Consider the following 17,466-nt stretch of genomic DNA (forward strand, 5'->3'; position numbering starts at 1 on the left):
ATATTTCTCCAGTTTTTCTTTTAATTTACTTGTTGAATATTAAAGCCAAGTTTCTGTAACTCTTCACGCTTCGCAAATGGTGCAACTACTGCCTTCACAGGTGTCTGCTCTAACAAATATTGTGTTGCTACACGTTTTACATCATCTAGGTTAACGTTTAACAAACGTTCACGTAACAATCTACGGAATTTAGGTGTACGTGCATGAAGCAAGGCATAGCAAGCTGTAATTGCCTCACCCGCTGGTGAACCTGGTTTATCCATACTTGCAACTAAACCAAGAATTGCTTCTTCTAGTTGATGAGGTTGCTGCTCAGTATTCAATAACCATTGAATACTTGCTTCAAAATCATTAAATGTTTCGACTAAACGTGGGTCGCGGTAACTATAGAAACGGAATGAACATGCATTTCCATCATAGCTTGCACCGCCGCCATATGCTCCACCTTTTTCACGAATTGCGCTATGTAAGAAGCCATTACGTAAATATGCTGCAAGTACCATTAAAGGTGCGGCGTCTGCATGCGCCACATCAACTGCTTGATATGCTGATGAGCAGAATTGAACATTAGCTTGAATCAACCAAGCTTCATCCTCTGAACTTTCTACACGTTCAACTTGAGTTAAGCTTACAGGTTCTTTGTTAACTTCTAATTTATCCCAAACATTTTGGATTTCTTCAACCAGACGATCAGATTGATGTTCTTCACACACCAGCAAGAACTGTTTAGGCGCTTGTAAAAGCTTTCGATGAATAGCCTGTAATTCGTTAATCAAGGATTGATATGCTGTTTCATCTTGATCAATTTTATTAACTAAATCGCTCAACCAGTTTAATGCACCAAGTCCTGTGTTGTGATAATCACGACGAGCTAAAGTACTCATTTGACGAGAAGCGGCTTGCATTGCATAGCTATGCCCAGAACCTGACAATCGAGACTGCCAACGAGTTTTACGTTGTTGCAATAATTCGATAATACGATCTTTCTCATCAAAGCGTAGTTTTTCAAATGCCAGTTTCAACAATTGAATCGCATCAAATTTTTGAGTAAGCGATTTCGTAGTCAAAGTTAACCAAGCACTGATGCGCTCTTTGTCATCAACTTTACTACGCAAAGATGCGCCCATACCGAGACCACCACTAACCGCAGTTTGGATTTGTTGGAATTCAAGATAATCATATTCGCCAGCACCCACTTCACCCATGAGGATTGAGAGTAAATTGAAATATGGTGATTGAACAATTTCATCAGGAATCTGAATCAAGACCTGTTGGTAATAAATCCCATTAGTACCTGCATGATAAAGATTGAGCGGTGTATCCAAACCGTTACAAATGATTTCTCGTAATTGCCCCTGTACGATCTGTAGATCAGCAGGCACGTCCTCAAGTCCAACTTTTGGCAACAGTTCCAAGTTATCTGGCGTATCTTGACGCTTTTTAAGCGCTTCAGTTTTTTCTTGGATTTCAACTTTTTGTGCATCAGTCAAATGAGCCGTAATTTCAGCCAAACGCGCTTGTTCCTCTTGCTGTTCTTTCACGGACTTGCTTGCATCTGGAACAAGCGTCATTTGTACACGATGTGGATTATCTAACAAATGCGTTTGAATCAAATTAGACAACCACATTGGGTCTTTGAGTTCTTCTTTGACTTGTTCAATTGCAGAATCAACATCCCATACGTGAATCGGGTCATTATGGTGAATTGCACTGCCCAAGCCGTTTAGAATTAGGCTTAGACCATAAGGTGTGCCATCACCATTGATTTCACGTTGATGCAACTCAATTTGGTGAAGAATTGCATCGACAAGATCTGTATCCACAGGTGCAGAAGCAACATCATTTAAAACTTGTAATACACCATTTTTGAAACTTTCAGCGTGTTCAGCATTTGAACCTTGAACACCACAATAGAAAGTCATTTCAAAGTTACTGTCATCAACACCCATGAGTGGGCCCGTTGATTGAGCATAACCACAGGTTTCTAAATAATGACGTAATGGAGAAGCCGAGTTTTCTAACAGAATCCCCTCAACTAAACGCATTCCTAAACGCAGCTTAATATCGCTAGTTTCAGGTAACAACCAAGACATTACATGATAAGTCTTGTCTGTTAAATCTTCGCTATCAACCGCATAGCTTTCAGTCACTTCAACTGGTGCAGTTAAACGTTTTTCAGGCGTTGAATATAAAGTCGTCCCTTTTGAGAATTTATGTAAAGCTAATTTTTCAAATTGCTCTTGAAGGTCATATGCACTTTCATTACCAAAGGTCATGAAAACTGCATTACTCGGGTGGTAATGTGTCTTATAGAACTCAACAAGCTGCTCATAGCTCAAGTCTGGAATATCCTTTGGATCACCACCAGAATTATAATGATAAGTTGTCTCTGGGAATAAATGATGTGCTAGCTGATGGTAAAGTTGATCTGTAGGAGAACTCATTGCTCCTTTCATTTCATTAAAGACCACACCTTTATAAACCGCTTGATCATTTTCCAACTCAATACGAATACCCTCTTGTGCAAAATCCAGCGGATTTAAATTAGCTGCAAATGCTGCATCTAAATACACAGAAAGTAAGTTTTGAAAATCTTTTTTGTTTTGTGTAGCAAATGGATATGCTGTCCAGTCCGCCGCTGTAAATGCATTCATAAATGTATTCAAAGAACGGCGAATCATCAAAAAGAATGGATCACGTACAGGAAATTTTTCAGAACCACAGAGTGCAGTATGCTCTAAAATATGTGCTGTGCCTTTAGAGTCCATAGGTTGTGTTCTGAATGCTACTAAAAATACATTTTCATCATGACTAGTAGCTAAATGATAGTGAACTGCACCAGTAACTTTGTGCTTATATTCTGAAACTTGGATATCAAGTGCTTCTACATGATGTTGACGTAATAGCTGAAACGCAGGATGAATAGTTTGAGTAATGCTTTCAGTAACATCTACAGTCATGTTATCTCCAATTTATCTACATTAAATGATTACAATTTACTTTAGAGAGTCTACCGAAGAATAGATAGAGATATCCATGTAAATTACTATGTTTTTGTAGAAAAATTCATCGACTAAGCAATATGCCAATGCAGAACAACTTCTTAAAATTTACATCACTAAAATTCAAGGTCTAATAATTAATTTTAAATAAAATTGTTGGCTCAACTTAATATCGATTGCCTTTCCGCCTACTTGCTTAAAGCGATTTTTTGACTTTAAACAGTTTCTTTTAAATTTATCAATAAAACCCAAGCCTTCATTTTGCAATAGATGGATAGCGAATCTAAATGAATTAGAACATCAACAATTTGTAATGGTTAATCAAAATCATCTATGTCTTTATCCTAAACTATGCACTTATTGGCTGAATTCTTTTCAACAAACTACTGTAATCTTAAGCATTAGTGTAAACTTTGCATTTTGAATTTTAATGTGATGACAAACATGGCAACTGTTGATCTTTTTGCAATTGGGAATGCACTCATTGACCAAGAATTTAAAGTCTCAAATGAGTTTTTAACACAGGAAGCTTTGCAAAAAGGCACAATGCAGTTGACTGATGGCGAAACTCAAGCGGCGTTATATCAACAGCTTCAAGATAGCCAAACCTATAAAGGTCAAGCAAGCGGTGGTTCAGCAGCAAATACAACGGTTGCGTTTAGTGCTCTAGGTGGTACTGCTTTTTATGGTTGCCGTGTTGGTAATGATGAACTAGGTTCAATTTATCTGAATGGTCTTAATGATGCAGGTATCAAGACAGCGAAACAATCAATCAGCGAAGGTGTTACAGGCACCTGCATGGTTCTAATCAGCCCTGACTCTGAACGTACCATGCATACCTTTCTTGGAATTACAGCTGAGTTATCTGCTGAACAAATTGATTTCGAACCACTAAAAACTGCGAAATGGATTTATATCGAAGGCTACCTGTCTACAAGTGATACTGCACGAGTTGCAGTTAAACAAGCTCGTGAATTAGCAAAGCAACACGGAGTGAAAATTGCACTCTCACTTTCAGATCCAGCAATGGTTCAATACGCTCGCTCAGGCTTAGAAGAATTATTAGATGACGGCGTTGATCTACTTTTCTGTAATGAACAAGAAGCATTGATGTTCACCAATACAGACAATCTTGATGCGGCTATCGAAGCATTAAAAGTGAATAACCAACACATTGTGATTACGCAAGGTGCAAATGGTGCGATGATTATCGATCCATCAAAACAATTCCATGTAGCTGGTCGTCAAGTAGAAGCTGTTGATACTAATGGTGCTGGTGATGCCTTTGCAGGTGCATTCCTTTATGCGATCAATGCAGGTCTCAGCTTGGAGGCTGCTGCGCAACTTGCTATTCTTATTTCAAGTGAAGTCGTAGCACAATTCGGCCCTCGTTTAAGCGTTGAAAACTACGCTAAACTCTTTGAACAATTTAAAGCGACTCAACAGGAATGTGCATAACATGGAAAAGATTTGCATGACTGAGGAAGTGCCTGAACGTGAATCACGCGCATTCGACACGATGAAAGGCTCAACAATCTTTATTACCCAAAAAGATGGTAGCTTTTATGCTTACCAAAATGTTTGTCCGCACTTACAAACGGAACTTGAATACTTAGAAAATCAGTTTCTAGATCAAGATCGTGAGTATATTCAATGTTCTACTCATGGTGCATTGTTCTCTGTTGAAACAGGTGAATGTATCTCAGGGCCTTGTTTGGGTGACTTCCTTGAAAAGGTAAATTTGGAAGTCCACTCTGATGGTGGTATTTATATTGACTAATACCTGAATTATGAATTCTGCTATGACTGAGTTTTTTCTAAATTACTACCTTATGCCATTTCACATGAGCGTAGTTGCTTTGATTTTTCTCAGCATCGCAGAAACAATCGGGATATTCATCGGTTTACGTCCAAGTCATTTAGTCAAAAAACTCACACCTGAATGGCTGCTGAACTCTCCTTTACTAGACGTAAAGTTTTCAAAGTATTTAATTTTTGTTTTCTTACTCATCAATTTTAGTTTTGCTGGATATTTTTTAGAGCTATCTTTCTTCGCATTACAGCACTACTTTATTTCACCTTATTATCTTTTTATTCCAGCATTAATCATTGATATCTTCTTTACCGTATTTATGATCCATTGTCTCGATCAGGTCATTAAGCCAAAGGTAACGCATACACACACTAGCTTAGTAGGTCGTTTAGCTACAATCTCTACAGGCAATGCTCGTCCTGGTTTTTCTGCACAGGCGCGTGTAAGAGATGAGTTTGGTCAACTTTATTATGTACAAGTTGAACCAGAGTTCGGTGAATTAGAGCTACAGTCACAAGTCTTATTGATTAGTCAAAAATCCAACTCTCATTATTTAGCAAAAAAGATTTCACTCTCAAATAAGCTTTTTACAGCAGATTAATTAAATAAGATTAGGCCTTATTAAAGTTCGACATATCCATAACAAGAAAAATTACAAAATGTTACAAATTTACCAGTGTTTTTATTCATTATTTTCCGTAATGCCCTACTTGCTTTCTTTTCAGAAGTTTGAAGCAATTTTCGATAGAGAAATGCATCACATTTTCAACAATAAACTCTAGTAATACACTTGGTTTTATAGTGTTTTCATTACAATTAGTGCTTATTTATGTAACCAAATAGCTAAGCTCATGTAAATATTAATTATTTTATATTCATACTATTTTACTAGGTTTTAATTATATTTAAATAATAATAAATCATAGCTTTTTAATCAGGTTTAAAATTATAAATACAATTGTTTTAATCGGATTTAAAATCTATACCCTATTGTTTTAGTTGGTTAATTATACTTATTTTATAAAAACCAATAAAAACAACATAACATATTGTTTTATATAAACTTAACATATATGAATTATTTTAAATATTCTAAAGGTTTATTTTTAATGAATTTTATTTAATAATGTTTTACATCTTTTTAAAATATGAGGCTAGGTTCCAATGAACACGAGTTCTCAAGATCCAAATCGGCGCTTAATCCGTGAAATAGCAATAATTCTTATTATTAAAGTTGCGATCCTTATGATGATTAAAAACGTCTGGTTTGATGCCCCAACGATTCCAAAAGATTTTAACAATGAAGTTGCCGAGCGTATTGCTGGTGACATGTCCAACAATCAGGAGACACGTTGATGATTTCTGAAAGCGTGGTCGATCTTTCGCGGTTCCAATTTGCAATGACCGCAATGTATCACTTTCTTTTCGTCCCTCTAACATTAGGTCTAGCTTTCATTCTTGCCATCATGGAAACCACATATGTGATTTCAGGCAAAGAAATCTATAAAGACATGACTAAGTTCTGGGGGAAACTCTTTGGGATTAACTTTGCTCTAGGTGTAACCACTGGTTTAACCATGGAATTCCAGTTCGGTACTAACTGGGCATATTATTCTCACTATGTCGGCGATATCTTTGGCGCACCACTTGCCATCGAAGGCCTGATGGCATTCTTCCTAGAATCAACATTTATTGGTTTATTCTTCTTTGGTTGGGATCGCCTTTCTAAAGTTCAACATTTAGGTGTAACGTGGCTCGTTGCAATTGGCTCGAACATGTCCGCTTTATGGATTTTGATCGCCAATGGTTGGATGCAAAACCCTGTCGGTGCAGCATTCAACTTTGAAACCATGCGTATGGAGCTAGTAGACTTTGGTGCGTTGATCTTTAACCCAGTTGCTCAAGTAAAATTCGTACACACGGTTTCAGCAGGTTATGTCACTGGTGCGATTTTCGTACTCGCGATTTCTAGCTACTACTTATTGAAAAAACGCGACTTACCTTTTGCTCGTCGCTCATTCGCAATTGCCGCGATTTTCGGTTTGGCATCTACTCTTTCAGTAATCTTACTGGGCGATGAATCTGGTTATGAATTAGGTGACGTTCAGAAAACTAAACTTGCTGCGATTGAAGCAGAATGGCATACAGAACCAGCCCCTGCTGCATTCACTCTATTTGGTGTTCCGAATCAAGCAGAAATGCGAACTGACTACGCAATTAAGATTCCTTATGTTATGGGTATTATTGCGACACGCTCTACTGACAAACAAGTAACAGGTCTAAAAGACCTTATGAAAGAGCATGAAGTGCGTATTCGCAACGGTATGGTGGCTTATAGCGAGTTAGAAAAGCTTCGTGCTGGCGACCGCTCTCCTGACTTACTTGCTTCATTTGAACAGAACCAAAAAGACTTAGGTTATGGTCTGTTATTGAAAAAATATACCCCGAATGTTGTTGATGCGACTGAAGAACACATCCAAGCTGCAACTAAAGATACTATTCCAAACGTTGCTGCACTATTCTTCTCTTTCCGTGCGATGGTTGCTTCAGGTTTCTTAATGCTATTACTGTTTGTTCTCGCTACATGGTCTGTCGCTAAACGTAATGCAGAAAACAAACCTTGGTTATTAAAGTTCGCTTTATTTGCTTTACCACTTCCATGGATTGCTGCACAAACAGGCTGGTACGTTGCTGAAGGTGGTCGTCAACCTTGGTCAATTGGTGAAATTTTACCAACACACTTATCTGCTTCAAGTGTAAGTACAGGTGATGTGTGGGGTTCGATTATTGCACTCGCTGCGTTCTATACCGTACTTCTCATTATCGAAATGTACTTAATGATCAAGTTCGCTCGTTTAGGACCAAGTTCATTGCATACAGGTAAATACCACTTTGAGAAATTAGAAGCTAAAGCTGGGGAGGCTCAGTCATGATCGAATATGAACTCCTAAAAATTATTTGGTGGGTTTTAGTAGGTGTACTACTGATTGGCTTCGCGCTCACCGATGGTTTCGATATGGGCTCTATGGCACTCATGCCATTTGTCGGTAAAACTGACTCAGAACGTCGTGCTGCAATCAATACGATTGCACCACACTGGGATGGTAACCAAGTTTGGTTCATTACTGCGGGTGGTGCTTTATTTGCCGCATGGCCAATGGTTTATGCCGTTGCCTTCTCTGGAATGTACTGGGCGCTGCTCTTAGTCTTGTTTGCCCTATTCTTACGGCCCGTCGGTTTCGACTACCGTTCCAAGTTAGAAAATACACAATGGCGTAATTCTTGGGACTGGGGGCTTTGCGTTGGTGGTGCTGTACCTGCATTAGTATTCGGCGTTGCTTTCGGTAATTTATTCTTAGGCGTGCCATTTACTTTAGATGAAACACTACGTTCACAATATACAGGTAGCTTTTTTGCCCTACTAAATCCATTTGCATTGATTTGCGGTATTGTGAGCTTATCGATGCTATGTGCTCATGGTGGCGCTTGGTTAATGCTCCGTACAGATGGTGATTTACATAATCGTTCTGCTAAAGCGACACAGATTATGGCAATTGTATTCCTCGTATGTTTCTTAGCTGCAGGTGCTTGGTTATTCTTCGGCAATATCAATGGTTATAGCTATGCAACTGCTGTAAATACCAATGCTGCGTTAAACCCACTTGCTAAAGATGTTGTGACAAATGCAAATCATGGTTGGATGAATAACTACTCAACTTATCCAATCACAATGGCTGCCCCAATCATTGCTATCTTCGGTGCATTATTAGTGATTATCAGTGCAGCTAAACACAAAGCTGCTATGAGCTTCACAGGTACGAGTTTAATGGTGGTTGGTGCAATCTTAACTGCTGGTTTTGCATTGTTCCCATTCCTATTACCTTCAAGCATTGATCCTACATCAAGCTTGACTATGTGGGATGCTGTTTCAAGTCACAAAACACTTGGTGTAATGGCTGTTGCTGCATGTATTTTCGTTCCTCTCATTTTGATCTATACCTCTTGGTCTTATTACAAAATGTGGGGTGTTATTACAAACAAACATATTCAAGAAAATTCACATAGTTTGTACTAATGAGGAGATGTGAAATGTGGTATTTTGCATGGATTCTAGGCATTTTGATGGCATGTTTTGCTGGTGTACTTAGTGCACTCTATATCGAACATCATCAAAATTTAGATGAGGAATAATAAAATGGCTGAAGCAATGACAACACCGAAGAATAGTAAAGCTCAAGTGCTTGCAATGACCGTTTCGTTTTTGTTGGCATTGCCACTTGCTGCTATTTTATTGGTACATCCTTCGTTAATGCTTGATGCTAATGGACACTATAATCACAGCCTGTTAATGCTTGTGATGATCGGTATCTCTGGTGGCTTCATTCACGGCGTTGGATTTATACCAAGATTCTGGTTATGGAAATGGTTATTTAGCCCTTATGTTGCATGGCCTTTAATGTTTTTAGGTTACTACATTTGGTTGGGTAATTAATTTTCAACTCCAAACAAAAGAGGAAGCAAATTGCTTCCTCTTTTTTATTTTAGTATTTAAAGGTAATAGAACCCATATAAGTTCTTGGATCACCATAGGTATTTGCCCAAGTATTGGTGCGATATTTTTTGTCCGTTAAATTATCAACATTGAACCCTAAAGCTACGTTCTCGTTTAAATTATATCGAGCCATTAGATCAACCAAAGCAAATGATTTCTGACGATAAGCCTCATAATTCAAACCTGTCTTCGATTTATCATAGAATTCACTTTGCCAGTTCACACCACCACCCACAGTCAACTTATTGTCCAAGATTGGAAGATTGTATGTCGTAAACAGCTTAAACTGTTGCTTTGGAATATCAGTGTTGATTCTTTCGCCTTTATTTTTAGTTTCAGCTAGCGTATACCCAGCTTGAATGCTCCAGTTTGGCAAAATTTGGCCAGCAATTTCGATTTCATAACCTTTTGTTGTCGCACCCTTATTACTTCTGTAATAGGTATCACCTACTTTTGCCCAGTTATTTTTAACAGCATTATCTTCAGCAACATATTTTCCTGCTGATTCAGCGACATTATCCATTTTGGCTTGGAAATAAGCTGCACTAATATTTAAGCGATTGTCATAAAAAGAGGATTTTAGACCCGCCTCATAATTATCTCCTTCTTGTGGATCTAAGAAGTTATATGAGTAGTCGCGGTTATCCTGAGGTAGAAAAATATTTGTATAACTTGCATAAGCAGTCAGATTTGGCGTTAAGTCAAAGGTTATACCTGCATATGGAGTAACCTTATTAGATTCATCAATTTTTGAATCCTGAACAGTGTTACGAACAGAATTGGTTGAATGTGTTTTTAAATCATAATTTGAAAGACGTGTACCCAAGATTACATGTAATGGATCAAGTGGATTTAATCGTGTAGCAAAATAAAAACCTGATTGCTCATAATCTTTATTGCTTACGCCTACGACTGTGCGTGCAGTCGCAGGTAATGCAACATTTCCATTCCATTGATTTAAATCTATTACTTTTTGTGCATTATATCCTTGGTAAGCATCATTATAACTTTTTATCTTTTGATAACTTGCGCCCATCATGAGCTCATGCTCACGACCGAAAAGTCGATATGGACCATCTATAGAAATATCTAAGCTATGTTCTTCAGGTGCAAAGTCATTTTGTGATGCTGCTAAAGAAGCGGTCATATTAGTATAATCAGCTTGGGCAACACCAATCACACCATACAGTGACTCAATATCTTGTTTGGTATAGTTATAATTTGCTTGTAGATTCCAACGATTTAAGAATTGATGCTTCAATTGCGTAAAGAAATTCAATGTATCTACTTGGCTATATGCCCATTTTGCACTCGCGTTAAATTCACGATCAAATGGCATAATTGTACCGTCTTGACCATACATATCTAGGCCATGTACACCTTGTCCATTTAATCTTGCACGACTGAGCATCGTACCAACAGCAATGGATGTATTCTCCGCTAAATCAGCATCTATGACACCATATAGAGTCGCATCACGCTGATCCCCCCAATCTCGCCATGAATCGCTCTGACCATAAGCAGCGATCAATCGCCCACGTACGTCGCCAGATTCATTCAGCGCCCCTTGTACATCAAAACTTGACCGAATGGTTTGATTTGAACCACCTGCAATGGACAGAGTTGCTTTTGGTTCAACACTCGTAGCATGTTTTCTATTGAGTGAAACACTCGCACTTGGATAACCAGCGCCATTTGTTAATCCTGTTGCACCTTTAACAACCGTAATATTGTCATAAATAATTGGATTTAAATTGCTTAAAGATGAGCCATTTTTCCCACTGGTAGCTGGTGATGTCATAACACCATCAATTTGATAATTAAGAATTTGGTTACCGCGAGAATAATAAAACGTATATTCCCCGCCATTGCCTACAGCACCCTGAGCCCCGAAACGTCGAACATACACCCCAGGCGTTTGATCCAATACTTCTTCGACTGTATTTAAATTTTGATCTTGGATTCGTTGTTCGGTGATCACACTAATCGTCTGTGGTGTTTCTTTGAGTGATAAATCTAATTTAGTTGCTGATTTTGATTTTGCTACCGTATATGAAGGTGACGCATGTTCAGCAGTTAAATGGATTGTTGGAAGTTCATTTGTATCAGGCTTATCCTCTATTTGTTCAACTGCATTCGCTACATTAGCTGCACTTCCTATGAGAACCATAATAATTGATATATACAAATTGCTATGTTTCATGAATACCCCTTCAGTATAAGCAACATTTGTTTACATTCTACACAAATGATAACGATTATCAATATTAATAGCATTTAAAAATACAGAATTTACTACTTATGTCTGATTAGGGCTTTAATTTATATTAATTTTAAATAATAATTATTATCATTATATTTTACAAATTTATTGCTATGCTATTAAAAAATATAGGTATCATTATTTCCGTTCTTTCTTGCTTGGGACTTTATCTCACCCATAGCAATCAAAAAATTTTGCAAAAACCACTATCGCGGACAACTCAGTTCTCCGCATTAGCAGGTATGATTTTTAGCTTAATTATTTTGGTTTATTCACTACCGTTGTTGGTAGCCATATTAATTTGGCTGTCTGTGGCAACTCTAGTTTGGTCATTTACCCCATTTATTCCCCTCATCATGAGGTTGAACAAATGAATATAGTTAAACAAAAAATTCAGCCAGATTGGTGGTTAAAAACATTTGCAGGTGCTGTGCTAGGTTTCATTTTCTCATTAGCCGCTGGTTCTCTTATTCTGATTTTGTCAAAAGCTTATATTGATTCCGCACTAGCTCCACAATTAGGAATGTGGTCAATTCCATGGATCTGGCTGTTTGTATTCTTCCTTGCGTATTTCATTCCTAAAGGCTGGCAAAGCCTGTTTATTTTTAGCATTGCGAACGTGGTCGCTTACACGTTGTTATTTAGTTTAAGGGGCTAAAATGAAAATCCGCGCAGATATTATTAAAACAGGCAAAAATCTACATACTTGGGTCGGCATCACAGCTGGGATTCTTTTGTTCATTTGCTTCTTCGCTGGTGGATTGACGATGTTTCAACATCAACTCAGTCAATGGGCGACACCACCTCAGCAAAAATTAGCTGCCATTGAGCCAAAGAATTACAACCTACTGATTGAACAAGTTCAAACCAAATACCCTGAAACATTAAAAGCATTTACCTTAAGTTTTAACTCACCTGAAGGCCATAATGCACCAATCCAATGGGAAGCAAAACATGATGAAGATGATCATCATGGAATCAATATTGCACAAACTAGAATGATGGCGACACTTGATTCACAAGGAAATCTGATTGCTAAAGAAGAAAATATTTCAAAATTAGGCTGGTTAATCGAACAATTGCATGAAACTGCTGGTATTCCCGGCATGATCGGACATCACACCGCAGGTGTCATGGTAATGGGTATTGTTGCCGTTTTATATTTTCTCGCAATTATGTCAGGATTAATTGTGCTCTTACCAACTCTGGTCAAAGATTATTTCGCCGTAAGAGAAGGTAAAAATAAAAAGCGCTTTTGGTTAGATACACACAATGTCGTAGGTATCACTAGCTTACCCTTTCATATCATAATTAGTGTCACAGTGGTTGTTTTTGCTTTCCATGATATTTTTTATGGTGCACTTACACAGCTTGTATCAAAGGACAAACCGTTATTTGAGCGACCTCCACTAGTCAAAATAGTTGAACCAATTGCACCACTAGACATAAATAAGATTTATCTAAATATTCAAAAAGCAGCACCTGATTATCGCATTGATGGCATTCGATTTAATCAGCTTGATCATCCTCAAAGAGCCTCAGCATTTGTCTCTTTGTACCATCCTGATCGTATGCTACGGGGCGATAACTTTGATTATATGTCTTTTAACCCATATCAAAATGCACCTTATCCAACTAAAACATTATCCACTGAAGAAAATGCTGCTACCTCTCTGATTCGTTCAATGTTTGCCTTACATTTTGGTAATTATGGTGGTGAGCCAATCCGTTGGATTTATCTAATTTTTGGTTTAGGTGGCGCTTATCTGTTCTATTCAGGCAATATTTTGTGGATTGAAACACGGTTACGTAAGCAGAAGAATCCAAACCTACCTGTACCTAGCCAGCGCAAGGATGTGATGTTTATTGCAAACCTTAGCATTGGCGCCTGTCTGGGATGTATGCTGGGTATCTTTGCCAGTATGCTTATAGGACGTTGGGGTTACATCATTCCAGTGCAATTACAAAGTCATAACCATGTGTTTATGTATAGCTACTACTCTGTCTTTATAGCTTGTATTTTATACAGTTTTATCATAGGTACAGCGAAGGTCCTACCAAGATTATTGTTATCAATTGCAATAATTTTGTTGTTACTTCCTACTACCTCATTGCTTGCTTATATCTTTCCTATTCAGAGTCTTTGGCATTCGACAGGCAATTTAATATGGATTGATGTGGTGGCAATTTTATTTGGACTAGTATTCCTACGTTTCTATCAACAAGCAAATCATCGAGCAAAAACAGCACCGATAGGTTCTATTTGGTCTACGCAAGTTTTGAAGAATGATTCGAAAATAGTTGAAAACTAATTTTTAGTTAACACCATGATCTATGTTGGAAGATCATGGTGTTTCTTATCATTAAATTGCTTTTCTCATTTCAATAAGCTGAATTGGCACTAATGGCTGCCCTACTTCTGCCTCTATCGGATAAGCTTCTATACGATCTGTTCTGCAATATCCACGGCGCTCATAAAATGAAATCAATTCAACTCTCACATCTAATACATACATAATGAATTGAGACGCATCAGGATGATGATTAGGAACATAATTTTCTACAAATCCAAGCATTTCACGCCCATAACCTGAATTTTGAACCTTTGGATCAATGGCAAAAGTTCCTATTTCAACCGTATCTTGATTAAAAGTTAAACCAATACACCCCACCATCAAACCTTGTTCATTCTCACCAATTAACAACTGAAAATTCTCTTGTTCCAAATCTCTTTCTAATTGCTGAATAGTAATTCTATTTCCTTGAACAAAAGATTTCTCAGTAGTCCAACTTCGACTCAATTGATCTCTATAGGCTGAATTGATCAGTTTGGTTAATTGCTCAATGTCGTCTGTAAGCGCTTTTCTAATATTTAAAGGCATTTTTAGAATTTTAAACACAATAAAAAACCGATGATAACATCGGTTCTTGTATAACTTTAAAAGAATTAGTTCTTAAATAAACTAGTTCGTTTGACCTGCCAACCAAGCCATAAACTTTTGACGCTCAGCTTTAGAAGCCTTCTGCCATAAATCTACCAGTTGTTGATCTGTTGTTTTAGCAGTACCAGCTACTGCTGCTGTTGTCACGACAACAGGTGCCGCAGCTTGCGCATTAGCAGCATAAACTGGCGCTGGTTGGTTGACTGTGTTGTTCTTATTTTTTTGCGTCAAATCAAGCGTACGGCTTAAGAAATTGCCACCAGAGAACCAAGGTTGTGCTTCATTATTCGCACCTGTTTGCTGAACTACGAGTTTATTATTTTGATCGTATAACCCAACCGTTGGTTGATCAGCATATTTTTTGGCAGCATCAAAGCTTTTTGGAGCGCCAACTAATGCTAAACGGTATGATGAATTGTCTTGTAAATTTGGTGCTTGAATTGTAACGACACCTGATTTTACGATGTCATGCTCACCATTCAAATGCTCAAAATATTCACGATAGCGAACATTTACAGTTAGATTACCTGGATCTACTTGGTAGTTATTCTTCTTAGATGGAATCAATCCATTATTTACTTCTTGACCATTTACAGCAAGAATCACGATCTCTTCAGGTGCAGTGATTGTAACTGCTGAAAAAACTGAACTACTTAATAATAACCCGAAAGCAGCAACACCAACTCTTAAAGACATTAGACTCTTCTCGATATAAACATTTATGAAATCGTATGCACTATGCAATGCGATTGTGACTATTTTATGACAATAAACCAAACTGTCTATTCTATCAATTCGGCTTTTTTAAGATATATACATTATTTTTAATGATATACACCATCATTCTTTAGGCGAATATTTCTATTTAATGACATAAAAAAAAGAGCACGTTAACGTGCTCTTTTTAGGTACATATAAAACTTAGTTAAAAGTTTTAAAGCGTGCAGCATCATCCATATAAGTTTTTTCACCAGCAGCGGCTTCAATAGAACCAAATACAAGCTGTGCACGTAATTTCCAGTTTGCTGGGATATCAAAAGTTTGTGCAACTTCTTCATCAATAATTGGATTGTAGTGTTGTAATGAAGCACCCACACCAATTTCAGATAAAGCTGTCCAAGTCGCAAACTGAGCGATTGCACTTGAATGTTCAGACCATACTGGGAAATTGTCAGCATAAAGAGCAAACTGTTCTTGTAAGCCTTTTACAACATCTTGATCTTCATAAAATAATGCTGTACCAAAGCCAGCTGCAAAGCTATCAATTTTTGCATTTGTACCTTCAAAAGCTTCAGCTGGTACGATTTTACGTAGAGTTTCGCGGACAATATTCCAGAATGTTGTATGAGACTCACCATATAACGTCACAACGCGTGAAGTTTGTGAGTTAAATGAAGACGGGCTTTGCTTAACAGCTTCACGAATCGTCTCTTCAATTGTAGTTTGATCAACTGAAAGATTTTTACCAATTGCATAGATAGTACGACGTGATTTAATGCTATTTAAGAAGTTACTCATGTTGTTATGCCTCTTGTACCCTTCGGGTGTTATCTTGGATTGAATGTAGTGTATAACGGTACATTTTTTTGTTATAGCCTAAAAAACATGACAGATCGTTTTATTTTTGCAACGGTGAAATTTTATTATTAATAAAAAAACTCCACACGAGGTGGAGTCTATCCTAACCACAAATAATTACTTATCTGTTTCAAATAATGCTGCGACAAATGATTTTGCTGAGAAAGGACGTAAATCATCAATTTTCTCACCTACACCAATATAGCGAATTGGCACGTGAGTACGACTTGCGATATTAAATAGCACGCCACCTTTTGCCGTACCATCTAATTTAGTAATGGTAATACCAGTTAAACCAACCGCTTCATCAAACAGTTGAACTTGGTTAATTGCATTTTGACCTGTACCAGCATCAACGATTAACATAATTTCATGCGGTGCAGTTGCATCAATTTTTTGCATCACACGTTTAACTTTTTTCAACTCTTCCATCAAGTTAGACTTGTTTTGCAAACGCCCTGCAGTATCTGCAATTAAGACATCAATGCCTTTGGCACGCGCACTTTCAAAAGCATCAAAAATGACTGATGCGCTATCTGCACCATGACCTTGTGCAACTACTGGGATGTCATTTCGCTCGCCCCAAATTTGCAATTGCTCAGTTGCTGCTGCACGGAAAGTATCACCCGCAGCCAACATGACTTTCTTACCTTCACCTTGTAAACGCTTTGCAAGCTTACCAATGGTTGTCGTTTTACCAACACCATTTACGCCAACCATAAGAATCACATAAGGTGATTTATTTGGATCAATATGCAAAGGTTTTACACGTGGAGCTAGTAAAGCCACAAGCTCTTCCTGCAATGCTTTATACAGTGCATGTGAATAGATCAAGTCACCACGTGCCGTTCTTTCTGTAAGATTTGCAATGATTGTTTTGGTTGCATCTACACCAATGTCAGCAACAAGAAGTTGTTCTTCAACTTCCTCTAACAACTCATCATCAATCTCTTTGCCGCCAATTAAGATATTGACCATACCATCCGTAAAACTACGACGTGTTTTGGTCAAGCCATCTTTCATACGACCAAAGAAGCCTGATTTTGCTTCTTCTTGAACTGCTGGACTAGAAACATCTTCAACAGCAGCAATTGGTGCTTCTACTGGAGTTTGCTGCTGTACAGGTTCAACAATCGGCACATCAACAGCAGGTAAACTTGGTAACGTAACATCATCATCACCGATGTCAGCATCTATCAAGAATTTGTTTTGCATATTCGATTGCTGTTGCATGTCGATTCCTTGAGAAAAAAGCAGCTTTTTAAATGTGGGCGAGTTTAGCACAAATTGATTTCTTTTACCCGATACGGGCAACC

16 protein-coding genes are annotated in these 17,466 nt (G+C 37.8%); 10 read left to right on the top strand and 6 right to left on the bottom strand.

What is annotated here, in order from left to right; genetic code table 11:
* Window positions 1-20 precede the first annotated feature (20 nt).
* Window positions 21-2,960 carry an insulinase family protein gene (locus ACT4_RS14610; protein WP_007483413.1) on the bottom strand — a complete coding sequence of 980 codons (2,940 nt, stop codon included), beginning with the start codon at window positions 2,958-2,960 and terminating at the stop codon, window positions 21-23.
* A 486-nt stretch (window positions 2,961-3,446) separates the two neighbouring features.
* On the opposite strand from ACT4_RS14610, the gene ACT4_RS14615 reads away from it, so the two are divergent.
* The 8 genes from ACT4_RS14615 to ACT4_RS14650 all read left to right on the top strand — a co-directional run bounded on the left by ACT4_RS14615 (window position 3,447) and on the right by ACT4_RS14650 (window position 9,307).
* On the top strand, window positions 3,447-4,460 hold the full coding sequence (locus ACT4_RS14615; RefSeq protein WP_007483414.1) for an adenosine kinase: 1,014 nt from the start codon (window positions 3,447-3,449) through the stop codon (window positions 4,458-4,460).
* A 16-nt stretch (window positions 4,461-4,476) separates the two neighbouring features.
* Complete coding sequence (locus tag ACT4_RS14620) at window positions 4,477-4,782, top strand: Rieske (2Fe-2S) protein (RefSeq protein WP_139023488.1); 306 nt, start codon at window positions 4,477-4,479, stop codon at window positions 4,780-4,782.
* A gap of 22 nt (window positions 4,783-4,804) precedes the next feature.
* Window positions 4,805-5,416: an OB-fold-containig protein gene (locus ACT4_RS14625; protein WP_019384515.1), complete on the top strand. Its 612-nt coding sequence runs from the start codon at window positions 4,805-4,807 to the stop codon at window positions 5,414-5,416.
* A 563-nt stretch (window positions 5,417-5,979) separates the two neighbouring features.
* A complete protein-coding gene (gene cydP, locus ACT4_RS14630; RefSeq protein WP_007483420.1) occupies window positions 5,980-6,171 on the top strand; it encodes a cytochrome oxidase putative small subunit CydP in 192 nt (63 codons plus the stop codon).
* Window positions 6,171-7,748 (top strand): cytochrome ubiquinol oxidase subunit I, encoded by a 1,578-nt coding sequence (locus tag ACT4_RS14635; protein ID WP_004879794.1) that lies wholly within the window; start codon window positions 6,171-6,173, stop codon window positions 7,746-7,748. The genes cydP and ACT4_RS14635 overlap by 1 nt, the downstream gene beginning before the upstream one ends.
* Complete coding sequence (cydB, locus tag ACT4_RS14640) at window positions 7,745-8,890, top strand: cytochrome d ubiquinol oxidase subunit II (RefSeq protein ID WP_007483421.1); 1,146 nt, start codon at window positions 7,745-7,747, stop codon at window positions 8,888-8,890. Before ACT4_RS14635 ends, cydB begins: the two co-directional genes overlap by 4 nt.
* 14 nt (window positions 8,891-8,904) lie before the next feature.
* Window positions 8,905-9,006 carry a cytochrome bd-I oxidase subunit CydX gene (cydX, locus tag ACT4_RS16995; protein ID WP_000270276.1) on the top strand — a complete coding sequence of 34 codons (102 nt, stop codon included), beginning with the start codon at window positions 8,905-8,907 and terminating at the stop codon, window positions 9,004-9,006.
* A 4-nt stretch (window positions 9,007-9,010) separates the two neighbouring features.
* The gene (locus ACT4_RS14650; RefSeq protein ID WP_007483423.1) at window positions 9,011-9,307 is read left to right on the top strand and encodes a cyd operon YbgE family protein; all 297 of its coding nucleotides are present in this window, start codon (window positions 9,011-9,013) and stop codon (window positions 9,305-9,307) included.
* A gap of 49 nt (window positions 9,308-9,356) precedes the next feature.
* On the opposite strand, the gene ACT4_RS14655 is transcribed toward ACT4_RS14650, so the two are convergent.
* Entirely contained in the window at window positions 9,357-11,570 is a 2,214-nt protein-coding gene (locus tag ACT4_RS14655; protein WP_007483425.1) for a TonB-dependent siderophore receptor, read from the bottom strand.
* 430 nt (window positions 11,571-12,000) lie between these two features.
* Here ACT4_RS14655 and ACT4_RS14660 point away from each other — a divergent pair, with 430 nt between their 5' ends.
* Both ACT4_RS14660 and ACT4_RS14665 read left to right on the top strand, forming a co-directional pair.
* On the top strand, window positions 12,001-12,288 hold the full coding sequence (locus ACT4_RS14660; protein ID WP_007483427.1) for a hypothetical protein: 288 nt from the start codon (window positions 12,001-12,003) through the stop codon (window positions 12,286-12,288).
* A 1-nt stretch (window position 12,289) separates the two neighbouring features.
* Window positions 12,290-13,942: a PepSY domain-containing protein gene (locus ACT4_RS14665; RefSeq protein WP_007483429.1), complete on the top strand. Its 1,653-nt coding sequence runs from the start codon at window positions 12,290-12,292 to the stop codon at window positions 13,940-13,942.
* A gap of 51 nt (window positions 13,943-13,993) precedes the next feature.
* On the opposite strand, the gene ACT4_RS14670 is transcribed toward ACT4_RS14665, so the two are convergent.
* The 4 genes from ACT4_RS14670 to ftsY form a co-directional block, all read right to left on the bottom strand.
* On the bottom strand, window positions 13,994-14,512 hold the full coding sequence (locus ACT4_RS14670) for a GNAT family N-acetyltransferase (RefSeq protein WP_007483431.1): 519 nt from the start codon (window positions 14,510-14,512) through the stop codon (window positions 13,994-13,996).
* 81 nt (window positions 14,513-14,593) lie between these two features.
* A complete protein-coding gene (locus tag ACT4_RS14675; protein WP_004879808.1) occupies window positions 14,594-15,268 on the bottom strand; it encodes a DUF2057 family protein in 675 nt (224 codons plus the stop codon).
* A gap of 225 nt (window positions 15,269-15,493) precedes the next feature.
* Entirely contained in the window at window positions 15,494-16,090 is a 597-nt protein-coding gene (locus tag ACT4_RS14680) for a nitroreductase family protein (protein ID WP_004879809.1), read from the bottom strand.
* 177 nt (window positions 16,091-16,267) lie between these two features.
* Window positions 16,268-17,383 carry a signal recognition particle-docking protein FtsY gene (ftsY, locus tag ACT4_RS14685; protein WP_007483433.1) on the bottom strand — a complete coding sequence of 372 codons (1,116 nt, stop codon included), beginning with the start codon at window positions 17,381-17,383 and terminating at the stop codon, window positions 16,268-16,270.
* Window positions 17,384-17,466: the final 83 nt, after the last annotated feature.

The organism is Acinetobacter sp. NBRC 100985 (assembly GCF_000241225.1).
In the GTDB taxonomy this organism is placed as follows: domain Bacteria; phylum Pseudomonadota; class Gammaproteobacteria; order Pseudomonadales; family Moraxellaceae; genus Acinetobacter; species Acinetobacter venetianus.